This window comes from Pseudomonas cucumis (assembly GCF_030687935.1).
GTDB classification, from domain to species: Bacteria; Pseudomonadota; Gammaproteobacteria; order Pseudomonadales; family Pseudomonadaceae; genus Aquipseudomonas; species Aquipseudomonas cucumis.
Window position 1 is genome coordinate 776,681 of record NZ_CP117454.1, and the last position, 17,548, is coordinate 794,228.

Genomic DNA, 17,548 nt, shown 5'->3' on the forward strand with positions numbered 1-17,548 from the left:
ATCCCTGCATGAAGGTGGCTGTCCGGGCGACAGAGCGCGTTGTTGGCTGCAAGCAAGTGTTGCTTGCCGGCCTTCTCTGTTTGTTGACGGGCGTTGCCTTCGCTCAGCCGGAAACCGACGTAAGCAAGGCCGACCAGCGCGCCAGATCGGTGACTCAAGTGGTGCTCGGGATCCTCAGTTATGCCCGGTGGCCTGTTGAGCCTCAACAGTTGCGACTGTGCGTGGTCGGTCCTACCGAGTACACCGACGACCTGGTCAAAGGCACTACCCAGGCCACTGGTCGGCCCGTCACCGTGCAACGACTATTGGCCGACAACCCGGCGATTGCCGGTGAATGCGACGCGGTGTACATCGGCAAGCTGACCAGCGACGAACGCAGTCGGCTATTCGCCTCGCTCACAGGGCGCCCGGTGGTGAGCATCAGCGAAGGCGGCGATCAGTGTACCGTCGGCAGTCTGTTCTGTTTGCGGGTCGGTGATGAACAAGTGTCCTTCGAGGTCAACCTCGACTCGGTCGCCCGCAGCGGTGTGCGCATTCATCCCAGCGTGCTGCAACTGTCGCGCCGCAAGCCGGCGGCACCATGAGCCTATTCAAATCTCGTATACGTCCGACCCTGGGGGCGGTAATCGGCCGTGGACATTTGATCGTCGCTTTGGTGGGTGTGGCCATGGCCAGTGTTTCGTTGACCCTGCTGGGGGTTCTGGCCTTGCGGGTTTATGCTGATCACAACCTGCATCTGATCGCCCGTTCGATCAATTACACCGTGGAAGCCGCGGTGGTGTTCAACGATAAGTTCGCCGCCACCGAAGCGCTGGCATTGATCGCGTCCACCGAAGAAGTGGCCGACGCACAGGTTATGGACGAGCAAGGCGAGTTGCTCGCACGTTGGCAACGACCGGAAACGGGGTTGCTCTCCGATCTTGAAATGCAGGTCGCCCGGGCGATTCTGGAAAAACCCATCAGCATGCCGATCGTCCATCAAGGTCAGGAAATCGGCAGCATTCTGCTTATCGGTCACGGCGGCAGCCTGATGCGCTTTTTACTCAGTGGTCTGATGGGGATTGTCTTGTGTACCGCCGTCAGTGCCTGGGTTGCGCTCTATCTGGCGCGTCGACAATTGCGGGAGATCATCGGTCCCTTGCGCAGTCTAGCTACTGTAGCTCACGCCGCCCGCAGCGAGCGAGCCTTCGACCAGCGCGTGCCGCCCGCCGATATTGCCGAACTCGACAACCTGGGTAACGACTTCAATGCCTTGCTCGATGAACTCGAATCCTGGCAGACCCACCTGCAAAGCGAAAACGAAACCCTGGCCCACCAGGCCAGTCATGACAGCCTTACCGGACTGCCGAATCGAGCATTTTTCGAAGGCCGCCTGATGCGTGCCTTGCGCAATGCCAGCAAGTTGGATGAGCGAGTGGCCGTGCTGTTTCTTGACAGCGACCGGTTCAAGGAAATCAACGATAACTTTGGCCATGCTGCCGGCGATGCGGTGCTGGTCGCCGTGGCAACCCGGGTTCGTGCGCAGTTGCGTGAAGAGGACTTGGTCGCGCGTCTGGGCGGCGACGAGTTTGCAATCCTGCTGACACCGCTGCACAAGGCCGAAGACGCCGAACGGATTGCTGACAAAATTATCGCCAGCATGGAAGCGCCGATCCAATTGCCGGGCAGTATCCAGGTGTTGACTTCACTCAGTATCGGCATCGCCGTGTACCCCGATCATGGGGTTACACCAGGTGAGTTGCTCGATGCTGCCGACGCCGCGATGTACCAGGCCAAACGCCTTTCCCGAGGCGCACAGCAAACGGCAGGGGCGGAACTCCCTGTCGCCCATGTTCAAACCAGGAGCTAATTTTTGTGTTCACCTTCAATCACCGTTCGCTGCGACTTTTCACGATCACCCTGTTCCTGGCCTTGCTGGCATTGACCGGTTGCCAGACGGCACCGCAAAAGGGCCTGACCCCGGCGCAGATCGCAGTGCTCAAGCAGCAAGGTTTCGAAATGACGGATGATGGCTGGGCCTTTGGCCTGTCAGGCAAAGTTTTGTTCGGCAGCGATGTCGAGAGTCTCAACCCCGCCAGTACCGAGATCGTCGAGCGTATTGGCAAGGCGTTATTAAGTGTGGAAATCGAGCGCGTGAGAATCGACGGCCACACCGATGCTTCGGGCACAGAGTCCTATAACGAACAGCTTTCCCTGCGTCGCGCGAAAAGCGTCGGCAAGGTGTTGGCCGCTGCCGGTATAAAAGAAGAAAACATCCAACTGCGCGGCTTGGGCAGCAGTAAGCCCGTCGCTTCCAATGACACCGCGATTGGACGCACCGAGAACCGTCGTGTATCGATCGTGGTGAGCGCGGATTAATCGGCGAACAACATCTCCCGACTTTCCCCCATCAATAGCGCTTGATTCTGCTCGGTAACGGCACGGATGTAATCCCACAACAACGTGATCCGCTTGAGCTTGCGCAGGTCTTCCCGGCAGTACATCCAGAACTGCCGGGTAATGGTGATCTCTTGCGGCAACACCGGCAGCAGTCGCGGGTCCTGAGCTGCCAGGAAGCACGGCAGAATCGCCAGTGACCGTCCCTGCTGAGCGGCCACGAACTGCGCGATCACACTGGTGCTGCGCAGATTGGCACTGGCACCGGGCAACACATTTGCCAGGTACAGCAGCTCCGAGCTGAATGCCAAATCGTCCACGTAACTGATGAATTGATGTTTACCCAAGTCTGCCGGGCGGCGGATCGGTGGGTGCTTGTCCAGATAATCCTGGGTCGCATACAACTGCAATCGGTAGTCGCAGAGTTTGCAGCACACATACGGGCCGTGCTCCGGCCGCTCCAGCGCGATGACGATGTCTGCCTCGCGCTTGGACAGGCTGATGAAGTGCGGCAGCGGCAGGATGTCCACCGAGATCGCCGGGTAGGCGTCGACGAAATGGCTCAGCTGCGGGGTGATGAAAAAGCTGCCGAACCCTTCGGTGCAGCCCATGCGCACATGCCCGGACAAGGCCACGCCGGAGCCTGAAACCTGCTCGCAGGCCATGTGCAGAGTGCTTTCGATCGACTCGGCGTAACCCAGCAGACGCTGGCCTTCAGCAGTCAGGACGAAACCGCTGGTCCGGGATTTTTCGAACAGCAACGTGCCCAACGAGGCTTCCAGCGAACTGATGCGTCGCGACACGGTGGTGTAGTCCACCGCCAGGCGCTTGGCCGCGGTGCTGGCCTTGCGAGTGCGGGCAACCTCGAGGAAAAACTTGAGGTCATCCCAGTTCAACGAGCCTAAGGACGTGATGTTTTTTTGCATGATGGACCGGCTTTTATGTGCGTTCTTATTAGAAGTTTGCACATCTATACTCCAAAAACAGTCCGATAACCAATTCGCGGCACACGCCTCATCTCAAGGCGACTTTCTCGCCTTGGCTCCAAAGATAGCTCTCTTGATAAGAACAACGTCCCGGAGACCAACATGAACGCATCGCTAGAAACCACCGTGCAAAAGGTCAAGTTGTTGATCGATGGCGAGTGGGTCGAGTCCAAGACCACCGAATGGCACGACATCGTCAATCCGGCGACCCAGCAAGTGCTGGCCAAAGTCCCCTTCGCGACCGCCGCTGAAGTCGATGCCGCCATCAGCGCGGCCCACCGCGCCTTCCAGACCTGGAAGCTGACGCCGATCGGCGCACGGATGCGCATCATGCTCAAGCTTCAGGCGCTGATTCGCGAGCACTCCAAGCGTATTGCCGTGGTGCTCAGCAATGAGCAGGGTAAAACCATCGCCGACGCTGAGGGCGATATCTTCCGTGGCCTGGAAGTGGTCGAACACGCCTGTTCCATTGGCAGCCTGCAAATGGGCGAGTTCGCCGAGAACGTCGCTGGCGGTGTCGATACCTACACCCTGCGTCAGCCAATCGGCGTCTGCGCCGGCATTACCCCGTTCAACTTCCCGGCGATGATTCCGCTGTGGATGTTCCCGATGGCCATCGCCTGCGGCAACACCTTCGTGCTCAAGCCTTCCGAGCAGGATCCGATGTCGACCATGCTGTTGGTGGAACTGGCGATTGAAGCCGGTATTCCGCCGGGTGTGCTCAACGTCGTTCATGGTGGCAAGGATGTGGTGGATGCGCTTTGCACCCACAAGGACATCAAGGCTGTTTCGTTCGTCGGTTCGACCGCGGTCGGTACGCATGTCTACGATCTGGCCGGCAAACACGGCAAGCGCGTGCAATCGATGATGGGCGCCAAGAACCACGCCGTTGTGCTGCCCGATGCGAATCGCGAGCAAGCCCTCAATGCTCTGGTCGGCGCCGGTTTCGGTGCGGCCGGGCAACGCTGCATGGCCACCTCGGTGGTGGTGCTGGTGGGCGCGGCCAAACAATGGCTGCCAGACCTGAAAGCGCTGGCGCAGAAACTCAAGGTCAATGCCGGCAGCGAGCCGGGCACTGATGTTGGCCCGGTGATTTCCAAGCGGGCCAAGGCGCGGATTCTCGAGTTGATCGAAAGCGGCATCAAGGAAGGCGCCAAGTTGGAACTGGACGGTCGCGACATCACTGTTCCAGGCTACGAGCAGGGCAACTTTGTCGGCCCGACCCTGTTCTCCGGCGTAACCCCTGAGATGCAGATTTATACACAGGAAATCTTCGGCCCTGTGCTGGTGGTGCTGGAAGTCAATACGCTCGATGAGGCCATCGCCCTGGTCAACGCCAACCCATTCGGCAACGGCACGGGTTTGTTCACCCAGAGTGGTGCGGCGGCGCGTAAATTCCAGTCGGAAATCGACGTTGGCCAGGTCGGCATCAACATCCCGATTCCGGTGCCGGTGCCGTTCTTCAGCTTCACCGGTTCCCGTGGTTCGAAGCTCGGTGACCTCGGTCCGTATGGCAAGCAAGTGGTGCAGTTCTACACTCAAACCAAGACCGTCACTGCGCGCTGGTTCGACGATGACAGCGTCAACGACGGTGTGAACACCACCATCCACTTGCGTTAAGGAGCCGGACATGAAAATCGCTTTTATCGGTCTCGGCAACATGGGCGCGCCGATGGCGCGCAACCTGATCAAGGCCGGCCATTCGCTGCGGCTGGTCGACCTGAACAAAACTGTGCTGGCAGAACTCGAGCAATTGGGCGGCAGCATCAGCGCTTCGGCACGTGAAGCGGCTCAAGATGCAGAATTGGTCATCACCATGCTGCCAGCCGCTGTGCATGTGCGCAGCGTCTGGCTGGGCGAAGACGGCGTGCTGGCGGGGATCGCCAAAGGCGTGCCCGCAGTGGATTGCAGCACCATCGATCCGCAGACGGCGCGCGATGTTGCCGCAGCGGCTGCCAAACAAGGCGTGGCCATGGCCGATGCCCCGGTTTCTGGCGGTACCGGTGGTGCCGCGGCCGGGACGCTGACTTTCATGGTTGGCGCCACGCCTGAGCTGTTCGCGACACTGCAACCGGTGCTGGCGCAAATGGGCCGTAACATCGTCCATTGTGGCGAAGTCGGCACCGGGCAAATCGCCAAAATCTGCAATAACCTGCTGCTGGCGATTTCCATGATCGGCGTCAGCGAGGCCATGGCCTTGGGTGATGCTCTGGGAATCGACACGACGGTGCTGGCGGGAATCATCAACAGTTCCACCGGGCGTTGCTGGAGTTCGGAGATGTACAACCCGTGGCCGGGTATCGTCGAAACGGCGCCGGCCTCGCGTGGCTATACCGGCGGTTTCGGTGCCGAACTGATGCTCAAGGATCTGGGGCTGGCCACTGAGGCGGCACGTCAGGCGCACCAACCGGTGGTGCTCGGCGCGGTGGCGCAGCAGTTGTATCAGGCGATGAGTCAGCGTGGGGAAGGGGGTAAGGACTTCTCGGCGATCATCAACAGCTATCGCAAACCCCAATAACGGGTTTTTGTGGCGAGGGAGTATGCTCCCTCGCCACAGGGTTTGTGCATGCCGATTTTTTTTGCCGAGAGACCACGTCGGGTGGTCTCTCGGTTTTTTGCATCAGGCAAACACGAAATACTTGCGCACGGTCTCAACCACTTCCCACGTGCCTTTCATGCCTGGCTCGATGACGAAAATGTCACCGGCGCGCAGATGGATAGGCGCCATGCCTTCCGGGGTGATGATGCAGTAGCCTTCCTGGAAATGGCAGTATTCCCACTTCACGTATTCCACGTACCACTTGCCCGGCGTGCAGATCCAGGTGCCCATGATCTTGCTGCCATCTTCGCTGGTGTACGCGTTGAGGTTGACGGTGTGCGGGTCGCCTTCGAGTTTTTCCCATTTGCAGGCGTCGAGTACGGGCAGCGGGTGAGTGTCGCGAAGGACGGTAATCGGTGCGGTCATGATGACTCCGGGCAGTGGGTTCAAGAACTGAAGTCGCACCCTATAGCGCCCATACACCGTTCAGTTGTCTGTATTCGACATCGAGCTGTCCAGAAACGCGCAGACCTCAAAGACTTTCCAGCGGGCAATCGGCTTTGGCCTGTGTGAGGCTGGCTTCGAACTCGACCAATTGATCGTGTTGATGCCTGAGTGCGGCAATCCTCTCGCTGATTTCGCACTTCTTGGCATCGATGGCTTGCTGCGCCAATGACCAAGGCATCGCCAGGCCTTGATGTCCAGTAAAAATCGCCTGCAACTCTTTGAGCTTGAAGCCCAATTGCTGGGCGCATTTGATGAAGCTCAGCAGGTCGACGCTGTGTTGGTCATAGACGCGGTAGTTGCCCCTGCGCCGGGCGGGAGGCAACAGACCGATGGCCTCATAGTGACGGATACTCTTGATCGTCGTGCCCGAGCGATGCGCAGCTTGGCCGATGTACATGAAAAGTCCTTTTTTTTCGAGGGTAAGCCAGCCCCATTATCGGCAGACTCATCGGCTGGCGATAGCCTGGGCTTGCAGCAGCCAGGTTTCGCGCTGACCGGCGCTGGACCCCAGGACCGGCCCGAAGGTGAGCGTGCGCTGAGGTAGGATGCCGCAAAACGCCAGGGTGGTTTTGCGCATCTGATGCAGCCCGGGCATGCGGTAGATCCAGCGGTAATACCAGGGGGGCGTGTCCATGGTAACGAGCAGATGCGCGCTGCGGCCATGCAGCAATTTGTCGGGAAAGGCCTTGCCTTCGCGATACTTGAAGGCGAAGCCCGGAAGCAACACCCGATCAAGAAAACCCTTGAGCAAGGCCGGTACGCCGCCCCACCAGATCGGGTAGACCAGGGTCAGGTGTTCGGCCCACAGAATGTCCGCCTGAGCGCGGCGCAAGTCGGCTTCCAGCGGCTGCACATGCTGATAGCCTTCGCGCAGCACCGGGTCGAAGTCCATTTTTCCTAGAAACAACTGGCGCACCTCATGCCCGGCACGCAACGCCGATTGTGCGTAGCGTTCGGCAAGTGCGCCGCAGAAACTGTTGCTCGAAGGATGACCGAGGATCACCAGAATTCGCTTGCTCATCGTAACGGTCCCTGAAGATGAAACCTCAAGGGTAAAGTCTGCCCCTCAGGGGAGAGTCAAGGCGTACAGCAAGGCCTGGGCATAACCGGGCAGCACGGCGAAGTCCCGGGCGCACAGCAAGAGTTTGCGTCGGGCCCACGGCTCTTTCAGTGCGATGCTTTTGAACGGTGTTTCAGTCGGCCAGCGTTCGACCGCCGCCAAGGGCACGATCGCCAGCCCGGCACCCCGGGCGACCATGCGCATCACGCCATCGAAGCTATCGGCACGGATGCGAATCTGCATCCGTAAGCCGCTGTGCAGGGCTTGTTCTTCCAGGTACACGGCCAAGGCGCTGTGGGCGTTCAGGCCGACGTAATCGTGGTGCAAGGTGGCGCTGAAATTTAACGTTCCGGTGTCGGCCAAGGGATGATCGTGCGGCAGGATCAGTACCAGTGGGTCGTCACAGAAATAGCGGGTCTGAAGGCCCTCGGTATCGACGGCGTCGGACACAATGCCCAAGTCTGCCGCACCTTGGCGCAAGGCATGAGTAATGCGCGCGCTGGGCAGTTCTTGCAGATCGATGTCGAGGTTCGGATGGTCGCGCAGAAAGTCTGCCAGCAGCTCCGGCAGGTACTCGGTGATCGCTGTGGTATTGCACAACAACCGCACCTGACCTTTGACCCCTTTGGCGTATTCGGCCAGGTCCTGCTGCATGCGCTCGGTCTGTTGCAAAAGGACTCGGGCGTGCTGCGCCAGGGCTTTGCCGGCGGGCGTCGGCGTTATGCCGCGACGGCCGCGTTCCAGAAAATCAGTGCCGAGTGAAAATTCCATCGCGCGGATTCGTGCGCTCGCCGCTGCCAGAGACAGATGACTGCGAGCGGCGCCGGCGGTGATGTTGCCGGTGTCGAGGATGTTCAGGTAGAGGTGCAGGTCGGTCAGGTCGAAGTTCATACAGTATCCCGGATCGTTCCCACGCTCTGCGTGGGAATGCAGCCCGTGACGCTCCGCGTCACATGCAGAAGCGGACGCAGAGCGTCCATTGAGCCATTCCCACGCAGAGCATGGGAACGATCATGCCTCTTGCTGAGCAAGAGGCAGCCTCAGTATATGGCAGATTTTCAAGGCAACCTTCAGGGCTCACCATAGCCCCATGAATACACTCGCCGCGTTCTACCAACATCTGGGCTTTGCCCTGTCCTTATTGGTCATCGCCACCTTCCTGCTAGCAGGAATGATCAAAGGCGTGATCGGTCTCGGACTGCCAACCATCGCCATGGGCTTGCTAGGCCTGGCTATGGCTCCGTCGCAGGCTGCGGCGCTGTTGATCATTCCCGCTACCCTGACCAACGTCTGGCAACTGGCATTCGGCGGTCATTTGCGCGGGCTGTTGAACCGCTTGTGGCCGATGCTGCTGGCGATTTTCATCGGCACGGGCGCCGGTACGTTGTGGATCGGCATGGCCGGTGGGCATTGGGTCGTGCGTGGGCTGGGGGCGGCGTTGTTGATTTACGCCTTGAGCGGGTTGTTGCTGCCGACCTTGCACATCGGCAGTCATACCGAGCGTTGGTTCGGTCCGCTGTGCGGTGTGCTGACGGGCATCATCACCTCGGCCACCGGCGTCTTCGTGATTCCGGCGGTGCCTTATCTGCAAGCGCTGGGCTTGAGCAAGGATGAACTGGTGCAGGCGCTGGGCCTGTCGTTCACCGTCTCGACCCTCGCATTGGCCGCCGGCCTGTTATGGCGCGGCGCCCTCGGCGGTGGCGAGTTGAGCGCGTCACTGCTGGCGCTGATTCCGGCAGTGCTCGGCATGCTGCTGGGGCAATGGCTGCGCCAGCGGATCAGCGCCGTGTTGTTCAAGCGCGTGTTCTTCATCGGCCTCGGCGTGCTCGGCGGCCACTTGCTGATCAGCGGGTAGCGGACGAAGTGCTGAGCATCTCGATTGGGCGGATATCAAAGTCCCGCTCCAGATACTCCATGCGCATGTCGAGGAACTGCTTCATGTGCGGCAGGTTCGAGTGCACGTCCAGATGCGCCTGGGATTGCCAGATCTCGTAGAAGATAAACAGCGTCGGATCCTGTTTGTCTCGCAGCATGTGGTACTCGATGCAACCGGGTTCGGCGCGACTCGGTTCGACATAGGCACGGAAGAACGCTTCGAAGGCCTCGGCTTTTTCCGGGCGGGTCTTGGCGTGCAGGATGAAGCCTTGCAGTTCGCTCATCAGGTTGTCCTTGAAAGTCAGAATCGGCGCAAGTTTATGGCAACAATCCACTGTCGATTCGTGCGTATTGGTCAAATGAATTTTGCTGGTTGAGCGCTTATTCCGCGCGAGTCGACTCGCTACTCTGCCGCCATCGAATTTCAACCTTGCGAGACTTCTCATGAAAAAAGTCCTATTGCTCAATGGCGGCAAAAAATTTGCCCACTCCGATGGTCGCTACAACACGACGCTGCACGAAGCCGCGTTGAGCGTGCTGGATCGCGGCGGTGTGGATGTGAAAGCCACGTTCATCGACGAGGGGTACGACGTCGCGGAGGAAGTCGCCAAATTCCTCTGGGCCGATGTGATCATTTATCAGATGCCCGGCTGGTGGATGGGCGCGCCCTGGACCGTCAAGAAGTACGTCGATGAGGTCTTCACCGAAGGCCATGGCAGCCTCTACGCCAGCGATGGCCGCACGCGCTCCGATGCGTCGCAGAAGTACGGCAGCGGCGGTTTGCTGCACGGTAAGAAATACATGCTGTCGCTGACCTGGAACGCGCCGCAGCAAGCTTTCGACGACCCGACCGACTTCTTCGAAGCCAAAGGCGTGGATGCGGTGTACTTCCCGTTCCACAAGGCCAACACCTTCCTCGGCATGACCGGTTTGCCGACCTTCCTGTGCGTCGATGTGATGAAACGCCCGAACGTCGAAGCCGATGTGGCGCGTTATGAGCAGCACTTGAGCGAGGTGTTTGGCTTACCGGCCTGAGTTTTCCGGCTAGTATCCGTCGCAACGGCGGGAAAGATCGCAGCCTGCGGCAGCTCCTACAACGATTGCGCGTCGCGCCGAACCTTCGGGTGTACGCCATCTGTAGGAGCGGCCGCAGGCTGCGATCTTGGCGATTGATGCCACGCCGATTAGCGAACGAGGACACACGTGAAAGCCAGATCCGATGAGTTGCAGATTTTCGTCTGCGTGATTGAATGCGGGTCGATTTCAGCTGCGGCCGAACAGGTCGGGCAAACGCCGTCGGCGGTCAGCCGCACGTTGTCGCGACTGGAGGCCAAGCTCGACACCACGCTGATCAACCGCACCACGCGGCGCATGGACCTGACCGAAGAGGGCAAATACTTCTTCGAGCACGCCAAGCTGATTCTCGATCAGATGGACGAACTTGAAGAGCGCCTGTCCTCACGCCAGCAAACCCCCTCCGGGCGTTTGCGAATCAACGCCGCCTCGCCATTCATGCTGCACGCCATCGTGCCGTACATCGATGAGTTCCGCCGTCTCTACCCGGACATCCAGCTCGAACTCAACAGCAACGACCTGATCATCGACCTGCTCGAACAAAGCACCGACATCGCCATCCGCATTGGCACACTGGCCGACTCGACCCTGCACGCCCGCTCCCTGGGTTGCAGCCCGCTGCACATCGTCGCCAGCCCGGCGTATCTGGAGCAACACGGCATACCGGCCGCCGTTGCCGATCTGGCCGAACATACGCTGCTGGGTTTCACCCAGAACGAAGGCCTCAACCAATGGCCGTTGCGCTATGTCCACGGTGATCGCTGGCCGATCCAGGCGTCGATCAGTGCGTCCAGTGGCGAGACGATCAGGCATTTGGCGCTGGCAGGGCAGGGCATCGCCTGTTTGTCGCACTTCATGACCATCGACGACATTCGCGCCGGTCGCTTGCAGGTGCTGCTGGCGGAGTTCAACAGCGGATATCGCCAACCGATCAACGCGGTGTACTACCGCAACTCGCAACTTGCCCTACGGATTCAGTGCTTCCTGGACTTCATCCAGGGCAAATTGGCGGCTTATGCGATTGCCGATTTCAAGGGCTGATGCGTAGACCGCGTCATCGTTCTTCGCGAGCAAACCCGCTCCCACAGTGGACTTGCGTCGATTCACGATGATGAGAACGACACAGGACCAATGTGGCAGCGGGCTTGCTCGCGAAAGCGTTTTTGGCAACCCATTAACTGGCCGGCTCACCTTCAATTCCGTAACATCCGCCTCTCTTCTCCCGCCTGTATTTTTAGGTAAACCATGAAATCCAAACGTCTGCGCGCCGATGTCCTGGCCGGGCTCACGACCTCTTTCGCCCTGCTGCCCGAATGCATCGCCTTCGCGCTGGTGGCCCACCTCAATCCATTGATGGGGCTTTACGGCGCTTTCGTCATCTGCACCCTGACTGCGCTGTTCGGTGGGCGGCCGGGGATGGTCTCTGGTGCCGCCGGATCGATGGCCGTGGTGATTGTCGCGCTGGTGGTGCAGCACGGCGTGCAGTACTTGCTGGCGACTGTGCTGCTGGGTGGGTTGATCATGCTGGCGTTCGGTCTGTTGAGGCTGGGCAAGTTGGTGCGCATGGTGCCGCATCCGGTGATGCTCGGCTTCGTCAATGGCCTGGCGATCGTCATCGCCTTGGCCCAGTTGGAGCACTTCAAAAGCGGTGAAACCTGGCTCAGTGGCGATCCGCTGTACATGATGATCGGGCTGGTGGCGCTGACGATGGCCATCGTCTACCTGATGCCGCGCCTGACACGTGCCGTGCCGCCGGCGCTGGTGGCGATTCTGGGCGTTGGGCTGGCGGTTTACCTGCTCGGCTTGCCGACACGAACCCTGGGCGACATGGCGCATATTGCCGGTGGTTTGCCGAGCTTCGCGCTGCCAGACATCCCCTGGAGTCTGGAAACCCTGCGCATCATCGTCCCCTACGCGATATTGATGGCGATGGTCGGCTTGCTGGAAACCCTGTTGACCCTGAACCTCACCGACGAGATCACAGAGAGTCGTGGCTATCCGGACCGCGAGTGCGTGGCGCTCGGAGCCGCCAACATAGTTTCTGGCGTGTTCGGTGGCATGGGCGGTTGCGCCATGATCGGGCAAACCATGATCAACCTCAGCTCTGGCGGTCGCGGTCGGCTGTCCGGTGCCGTGGCCGGGGGGATGATTCTGCTGTTCATTCTGTTTCTTTCGCCGCTGATCGAGCGTATCCCGCTGGCGGCCCTGGTGGGGGTGATGTTCGTGGTGTCGCAGCAGACCTTTGCTTGGGCTTCGCTGCGGGTGTTGAACAAGGTGCCGCTCAACGATGTCTTGGTGATCCTTGCTGTTACGGTGATTACGGTGTTCACCGATCTGGCCGTCGCCGTGATGTGCGGGATCATCATTGCGGCGCTCAACTTTGCCTGGCAACAGGCCCGCGAGCTGTATGCCGACAGCTATCAGGAAAGCGACGGCAGCAAACTCTACCGCCTGCACGGCACACTGTTTTTCGCCTCTACCACGCCATTCCTCAATCAGTTCGACCCTGCCAATGACCCGGCCCAGGTGACCCTTGATTGTCGCCACCTGAGCTTCGTCGACTACTCGGCCATTGCTGCCCTGAAGACATTGCGCGAGCGCTACGCCAAGGCTGGCAAGCAGCTACGCGTGCTGCATTTGTCCGAACGCTGCAAGAAACTGCTCAAACGCGCCAGCGAGCATCACGACTGAAATCAATGGGTGATCGTTCCCACGCAGAGCGTGGGGACGATCAGGGTAGGGGGATGAAAGTTCTACTATCCGATTTTCATAACTCACGACCTCTCATACCTCTGCACGACATCCCTTATCCCTCCACGAAAATTACTTTCACTTCGTTTGAAAGTAGCTCGTCGAAATGATTTATGAGTTTCACAACCCATTCGACGTGACCCTTTCGAGGAGTACCGCATGACGCTTACCTTCGGCTATTGGCTGCTGGTTTACGCCGCCATCGCCATCATTGCGCTGATCGTTCTGATCGCCCGTTACCGGCTTAATCCCTTCATCGTCATCACGCTGGTGTCCATCGGTTTGGCACTGATGGCCGGGATGCCGCCGTCGGGTGTGGTGGGCGCGTATGAGGCCGGGGTTGGCAAGACGCTGGGGCACATTGCGCTGGTGGTGGCGCTGGGCACGATGCTCGGCAAGATGATGGCCGAGTCTGGCGGCGCCGAGCAGGTGGCGCGCACGTTGATCGACCGTTTCGGAGAAAAAAACGCGCATTGGGCGATGGTGTGTATTGCCTTTCTTGTAGGGCTGCCGCTGTTCTTCGAGGTCGGTTTCGTCTTGCTGGTGCCCATCGCGTTCACCGTGGCGCGGCGGGTGGGCGTGTCGATTCTGATGGTCGGCTTGCCGATGGTCGCGGGGCTCTCGGTGGTCCATGCGCTGGTACCGCCACACCCGGCAGCGATGCTGGCAGTGCAGGTCTATCAGGCGTCGGTGGGGCAGACGTTGCTCTACGCGATTCTGATCGGCATTCCGACCGCGATCATCGCCGGTCCCCTGTACGCAAAGTTCATCGTGCCGCGCATTCAGCTGCCGGCGGATAACCCATTGGAGCGCCAGTTCCTGGAGCGTGAACCGCGCGATAGCCTGCCGGGTTTCGGCGTCACCATGGCGACCATTCTGTTGCCGGTGGTGCTGATGTTGATCGGCGGCTGGGCCAATCTGATTTCCACCCCGGGCAGCGGCTTCAACCAGTTTTTGTTGTTCATCGGCAACTCGGTCATCGCCTTGCTGTTGGCGACGTTGCTGAGTTTCTGGACCCTCGGCTTGGCCCAAGGCTTCAATCGTGAATCGATCCTCAAGTTCACCAATGAATGCCTGGCGCCGACCGCCAGCATCACCTTGCTGGTAGGCGCCGGCGGTGGCTTGAACCGGATTCTGGTGGACGCGGGTGTCACCGATCAGATCGTCAGCCTGGCCGATGAATTCCAGCTGTCGCCGCTGTTGATGGGCTGGCTGTTCGCCGCGTTGATGCGCATCGCCACCGGTTCCGCCACGGTGGCCATGACCACCGCTTCAGGGATTGTTGCGCCGGTGGCCGTTGGTCTGGGTTATCCCCACCCGGAGTTGTTGGTGCTGGCGACGGGGGCGGGGTCGGTTATCTTTTCCCACGTCAACGACGGCGGCTTCTGGTTGATCAAGGAATACTTCAACATGACCGTCACCCAGACCTTCAAGACCTGGACGGTGCTCGAGACCATCATCTCGGTGGTCGCCTTTGGTTTGACCGTAGGTCTTTCTTACCTGCTTTAGTCGGAGTCATCCGCCATGGACATCCTCTACCAGATTCGCGCCCGTCAGGATTCCTTCAGCGCCGGTGAAGGACGCATCGCTCGGCTGATGCTCGACGACGTAGGATTTGCCGCCTCCGCCAGCCTCGACGAATTGGCGCTACGGGCGGAAGTCAGCACCGCCACACTCTCGCGTTTTGCGCGCACGGTCGGTTGCCGCGACCTGCGGGATTTGCGCCTGCAACTGGCCCAGGCGAGCGGCGTCGGCAGCCGCTTTCTCGACCCGGCGGGCACGCCTGAGCAGTCGGCGTTCTACGGGCAGATCGTTGGCGATATCGAGTCGACCTTGCGTCAGCATCTGTCGGCGTTCGATGAGTCGCGTTTCGCCGATGCGGTGAAACTGCTGGGCAAGGCGCGGATGATTCACGCCTTCGGCATGGGCGGCTGCTCAACCTTGTGCAGCGATGAACTGCAAGTGCGACTGGTGCGCCTTGGCTACCCGATTGCGGTGTGTCACGACCCGGTGATGATGCGCGTCACCGCCGCCAGCCTGGGTGCCGAACACGCGGTCATCGCCTGCTCGCTGACCGGCATCACGCCCGAGCTGCTCGAAGCAGTGGACCTGGCTCGCAGCTACGGTGCCCGAATTCTCGCGATCACCCGGGCTGACTCGCCGCTGGCGCAACTGGCCGATGTGTTGTTGCCGCTGCAAAGCGCCGAGACATCCTTCATCTACAAACCCACGGCGGCGCGCTACGGCATGCTTCTGGCCATCGACGTGCTCGCTACCGAGCTGGCGCTGGCCAGTCCTGAAGACAATCAAGAACGTCTGCGGCGGATCAAACTGGCCCTGGACGACTACCGCGGCGGCGACGATCACCTGCCGCTGGGAGACTGACATGACGTACGACACACTGATCCGCAATGCGCTGATTATCGATGGCAGCAACACCCCCGGTTACCCCGCTGATGTGGCGATTCTGAATGGTCGCATCGAGCGAATCGGCGACCTGCACGACGCTCGCGCCATCGAAGAAATCGACGCGGCCGGGAGGGTGTTGGCCCCCGGTTTCATCGACGTGCATACCCACGATGATACGGTGGTGATCCGTCAGCCGCAGATGCTGCCCAAGCTCAGCCAGGGCGTGACCACGGTGATCGTCGGTAACTGCGGGATCAGCGCCTCGCCAGTGAGTTTGCGTGGCGAGCCGCCGGACCCGATGAACCTGCTCGGCACGGCGGCTGCGTTCGTTTATCCGCGCTTTCGCGACTATCGCGCCGCCGTCGAAGCGGCAAATACCACCCTGAACGTGGCCGCATTGGTGGGCCATACCGCGCTGCGCAGCAATCACTTGGACGACCTGTTTCGCACGGCCACCGCCGATGAAATCAGCGCAATGCGCGAGCAACTGCGCGAAAGCCTTGAGGCCGGTGCCTTGGGGTTATCCACAGGCCTGGCGTATGCCAACGCCTTCTCGGCTTCTACCGAAGAGGTGATGCAACTGACTGAAGAGCTGACTGCATTCGGGGCGGTTTACACCACCCATTTGCGCAGTGAATTCGAACCGGTGCTGGAGGCCATGGACGAAGCGTTCCAGATCGGTCGCCACGCGAAAGCGCCGGTGATCATTTCCCATCTCAAATGTGCCGGCGCCGGTAACTGGGGGCGCAGCCCGCAACTGCTGGCCTCCCTTGAAAACGCCGCGAAAACCCATCCGGTGGCTTGTGATTGTTATCCCTATGCGGCGAGCTCTTCGACCCTGGACCTCAAGCAAGTCACCGACGCCCATCGCATCACCATCACTTGGTCCACGCCTCACCCGGAAATGGGCGGCCGGGATTTGATCGACATTGCCGCTGAGTGGGACGTGCCGTTACTCGAGGCCGCGCGCCGACTGCAACCGGCGGGGGCGGTGTATTACGGCATGGACGAAGCCGACGTACGAAGAATCCTCGCGCATCCGCTGTCGATGGTTGGCTCCGACGGTTTGCCGGAAGACCCGTTTCCTCATCCACGGCTGTGGGGCGCGTTCCCACGGGTGCTCGGACATTTCAGTCGCGACGTCGGTCTGTTTGCGCTGCACACCGCCGTACACAAAATGACCGGACTGTCGGCGGCACGGTTTGGCTTGAAACAACGTGGCGAAATTCGCGAAGGGTATTGGGCAGATCTGGTGTTGTTCGATCCTGCGACGATTCGCGATGTGGCGGACTTCAACGATCCGCAACGGGCGGCAGAAGGGGTTGATGGGGTTTGGGTCAATGGTGTCTTGAGTTACAGCGAAGGTCAGGCGAACGGGAGGAGAGAGGGGCGGTTTCTGGCACGGGAAGGGGACTTGCGTAAAGGGTTTCATTGATTCGGTGATGCCGAAAGAGCGCAGCCCCTGTAGGAGCTGCCGAAGGCTGCGATCTTTTGATCTGCGTTTAATGGTGGCACATCGCGATTAAAGAAAGCCGTTACCAAGCCGAAGCGCTGACATCCAGCCCAGCTACACTGGGCTCATTCAGTCAGGGAGTTACCCCATGAGCTTCGGCAAAACCACCCCGATCCTGCGGATTTTCGATGAAACCAAGGCGTTGGAGTTCTACGTTGAGTTCCTGGGGTTCAAGATCGACTGGCAGCACCGCTTCGAAGTGAACTTCCCGTTGTACCTGCAAGTGTCGCGTGGTGAATGCGTACTGCATCTGTCCGAACACTACGGCGACGCGACACCGGGCTCAGCCCTGCGCATCGAGACCGATGAGCTGGAAGTGTTCCAGCAGCAATTACTGGCCAAGGAATATTCTTTCGCTCGCCCACAGATTCAGGCCATGCCCTGGGGGAGCCAGGACATGACTGTGACTGATCCGTTCGGGAATCGGTTGGTGTTCACCAATGCGATCAGCGTCTGAG

Annotated in this window: 19 protein-coding genes; 13 read left to right on the forward strand and 6 right to left on the reverse strand. The window is 60.0% G+C overall.

Annotated features, from left to right (window positions below):
- Window positions 1-8 precede the first annotated feature (8 nt).
- Genes PSH97_RS03330 through PSH97_RS03340 form a run of 3 tightly spaced genes read left to right on the forward strand, consistent with a single transcriptional unit; the run spans window position 9 to window position 2,358 of the window.
- Window positions 9-584, forward strand: coding sequence for a YfiR family protein (locus tag PSH97_RS03330; protein WP_305448099.1), 576 nt, complete (start codon window positions 9-11; stop codon window positions 582-584).
- Window positions 581-1,849 carry a diguanylate cyclase domain-containing protein gene (locus PSH97_RS03335; RefSeq protein WP_305448100.1) on the forward strand — a complete coding sequence of 423 codons (1,269 nt, stop codon included), beginning with the start codon at window positions 581-583 and terminating at the stop codon, window positions 1,847-1,849. The genes PSH97_RS03330 and PSH97_RS03335 overlap by 4 nt, the downstream gene beginning before the upstream one ends.
- 5 nt (window positions 1,850-1,854) lie before the next feature.
- Window positions 1,855-2,358, forward strand: coding sequence for an OmpA family protein (locus PSH97_RS03340; protein WP_305448101.1), 504 nt, complete (start codon window positions 1,855-1,857; stop codon window positions 2,356-2,358).
- On the opposite strand, the gene PSH97_RS03345 is transcribed toward PSH97_RS03340, so the two are convergent.
- On the reverse strand, window positions 2,355-3,302 hold the full coding sequence (locus PSH97_RS03345) for a LysR family transcriptional regulator (protein ID WP_305448102.1): 948 nt from the start codon (window positions 3,300-3,302) through the stop codon (window positions 2,355-2,357). The genes PSH97_RS03340 and PSH97_RS03345 overlap by 4 nt on opposite strands.
- Window positions 3,303-3,464: 162 nt before the next feature.
- Here PSH97_RS03345 and PSH97_RS03350 point away from each other — a divergent pair, with 162 nt between their 5' ends.
- Both PSH97_RS03350 and mmsB read left to right on the forward strand, forming a co-directional pair.
- Window positions 3,465-4,982, forward strand: a complete 1,518-nt coding sequence (locus PSH97_RS03350) for a CoA-acylating methylmalonate-semialdehyde dehydrogenase (RefSeq protein ID WP_305448103.1) — start codon at window positions 3,465-3,467, stop codon at window positions 4,980-4,982.
- Between the two features lie 10 nt (window positions 4,983-4,992).
- Window positions 4,993-5,880 carry a 3-hydroxyisobutyrate dehydrogenase gene (mmsB, locus tag PSH97_RS03355; RefSeq protein WP_305448104.1) on the forward strand — a complete coding sequence of 296 codons (888 nt, stop codon included), beginning with the start codon at window positions 4,993-4,995 and terminating at the stop codon, window positions 5,878-5,880.
- 102 nt (window positions 5,881-5,982) lie between these two features.
- Here the strand turns inward: mmsB and PSH97_RS03360 are convergent, their stop codons facing one another.
- The 4 genes from PSH97_RS03360 to PSH97_RS03375 form a co-directional block, all read right to left on the reverse strand.
- The gene (locus tag PSH97_RS03360; RefSeq protein ID WP_007900627.1) at window positions 5,983-6,327 is read right to left on the reverse strand and encodes a cupin domain-containing protein; all 345 of its coding nucleotides are present in this window, start codon (window positions 6,325-6,327) and stop codon (window positions 5,983-5,985) included.
- A gap of 106 nt (window positions 6,328-6,433) precedes the next feature.
- Window positions 6,434-6,805 (reverse strand): MerR family transcriptional regulator, encoded by a 372-nt coding sequence (locus tag PSH97_RS03365; protein ID WP_305448105.1) that lies wholly within the window; start codon window positions 6,803-6,805, stop codon window positions 6,434-6,436.
- Between the two features lie 48 nt (window positions 6,806-6,853).
- Window positions 6,854-7,429: an NAD(P)H-dependent oxidoreductase gene (locus PSH97_RS03370; RefSeq protein WP_305448106.1), complete on the reverse strand. Its 576-nt coding sequence runs from the start codon at window positions 7,427-7,429 to the stop codon at window positions 6,854-6,856.
- A gap of 45 nt (window positions 7,430-7,474) precedes the next feature.
- A complete protein-coding gene (locus tag PSH97_RS03375) occupies window positions 7,475-8,359 on the reverse strand; it encodes a LysR substrate-binding domain-containing protein (RefSeq protein WP_305448107.1) in 885 nt (294 codons plus the stop codon).
- Between the two features lie 199 nt (window positions 8,360-8,558).
- On the opposite strand from PSH97_RS03375, the gene PSH97_RS03380 reads away from it, so the two are divergent.
- On the forward strand, window positions 8,559-9,323 hold the full coding sequence (locus PSH97_RS03380; RefSeq protein WP_305448108.1) for a sulfite exporter TauE/SafE family protein: 765 nt from the start codon (window positions 8,559-8,561) through the stop codon (window positions 9,321-9,323).
- Here the strand turns inward: PSH97_RS03380 and PSH97_RS03385 are convergent.
- On the reverse strand, window positions 9,313-9,627 hold the full coding sequence (locus PSH97_RS03385; RefSeq protein WP_305448109.1) for a putative quinol monooxygenase: 315 nt from the start codon (window positions 9,625-9,627) through the stop codon (window positions 9,313-9,315). The genes PSH97_RS03380 and PSH97_RS03385 overlap by 11 nt on opposite strands.
- Before the next feature lie 160 nt (window positions 9,628-9,787).
- On the opposite strand from PSH97_RS03385, the gene PSH97_RS03390 reads away from it, so the two are divergent.
- The 7 genes from PSH97_RS03390 (at window position 9,788) to PSH97_RS03420 (ending at window position 17,547) form a co-directional block, all read left to right on the forward strand.
- Window positions 9,788-10,378, forward strand: coding sequence for an NAD(P)H-dependent oxidoreductase (locus PSH97_RS03390; RefSeq protein ID WP_223570221.1), 591 nt, complete (start codon window positions 9,788-9,790; stop codon window positions 10,376-10,378).
- Between the two features lie 168 nt (window positions 10,379-10,546).
- Complete coding sequence (locus PSH97_RS03395; RefSeq protein ID WP_305423680.1) at window positions 10,547-11,458, forward strand: LysR family transcriptional regulator; 912 nt, start codon at window positions 10,547-10,549, stop codon at window positions 11,456-11,458.
- 204 nt (window positions 11,459-11,662) lie between these two features.
- Window positions 11,663-13,108, forward strand: coding sequence for a SulP family inorganic anion transporter (locus PSH97_RS03400; RefSeq protein ID WP_305448110.1), 1,446 nt, complete (start codon window positions 11,663-11,665; stop codon window positions 13,106-13,108).
- Between the two features lie 219 nt (window positions 13,109-13,327).
- Window positions 13,328-14,677, forward strand: coding sequence for a GntT/GntP/DsdX family permease (locus PSH97_RS03405; protein ID WP_305448111.1), 1,350 nt, complete (start codon window positions 13,328-13,330; stop codon window positions 14,675-14,677).
- 15 nt (window positions 14,678-14,692) lie between these two features.
- Window positions 14,693-15,553 carry a MurR/RpiR family transcriptional regulator gene (locus tag PSH97_RS03410; protein ID WP_305448112.1) on the forward strand — a complete coding sequence of 287 codons (861 nt, stop codon included), beginning with the start codon at window positions 14,693-14,695 and terminating at the stop codon, window positions 15,551-15,553.
- A gap of 1 nt (window position 15,554) precedes the next feature.
- Window positions 15,555-17,012, forward strand: coding sequence for an N-acyl-D-amino-acid deacylase family protein (locus PSH97_RS03415; RefSeq protein WP_305448113.1), 1,458 nt, complete (start codon window positions 15,555-15,557; stop codon window positions 17,010-17,012).
- Between the two features lie 166 nt (window positions 17,013-17,178).
- Entirely contained in the window at window positions 17,179-17,547 is a 369-nt protein-coding gene (locus PSH97_RS03420) for a glyoxalase superfamily protein (RefSeq protein WP_305448114.1), read from the forward strand.
- Window position 17,548 lies beyond the last annotated feature (1 nt).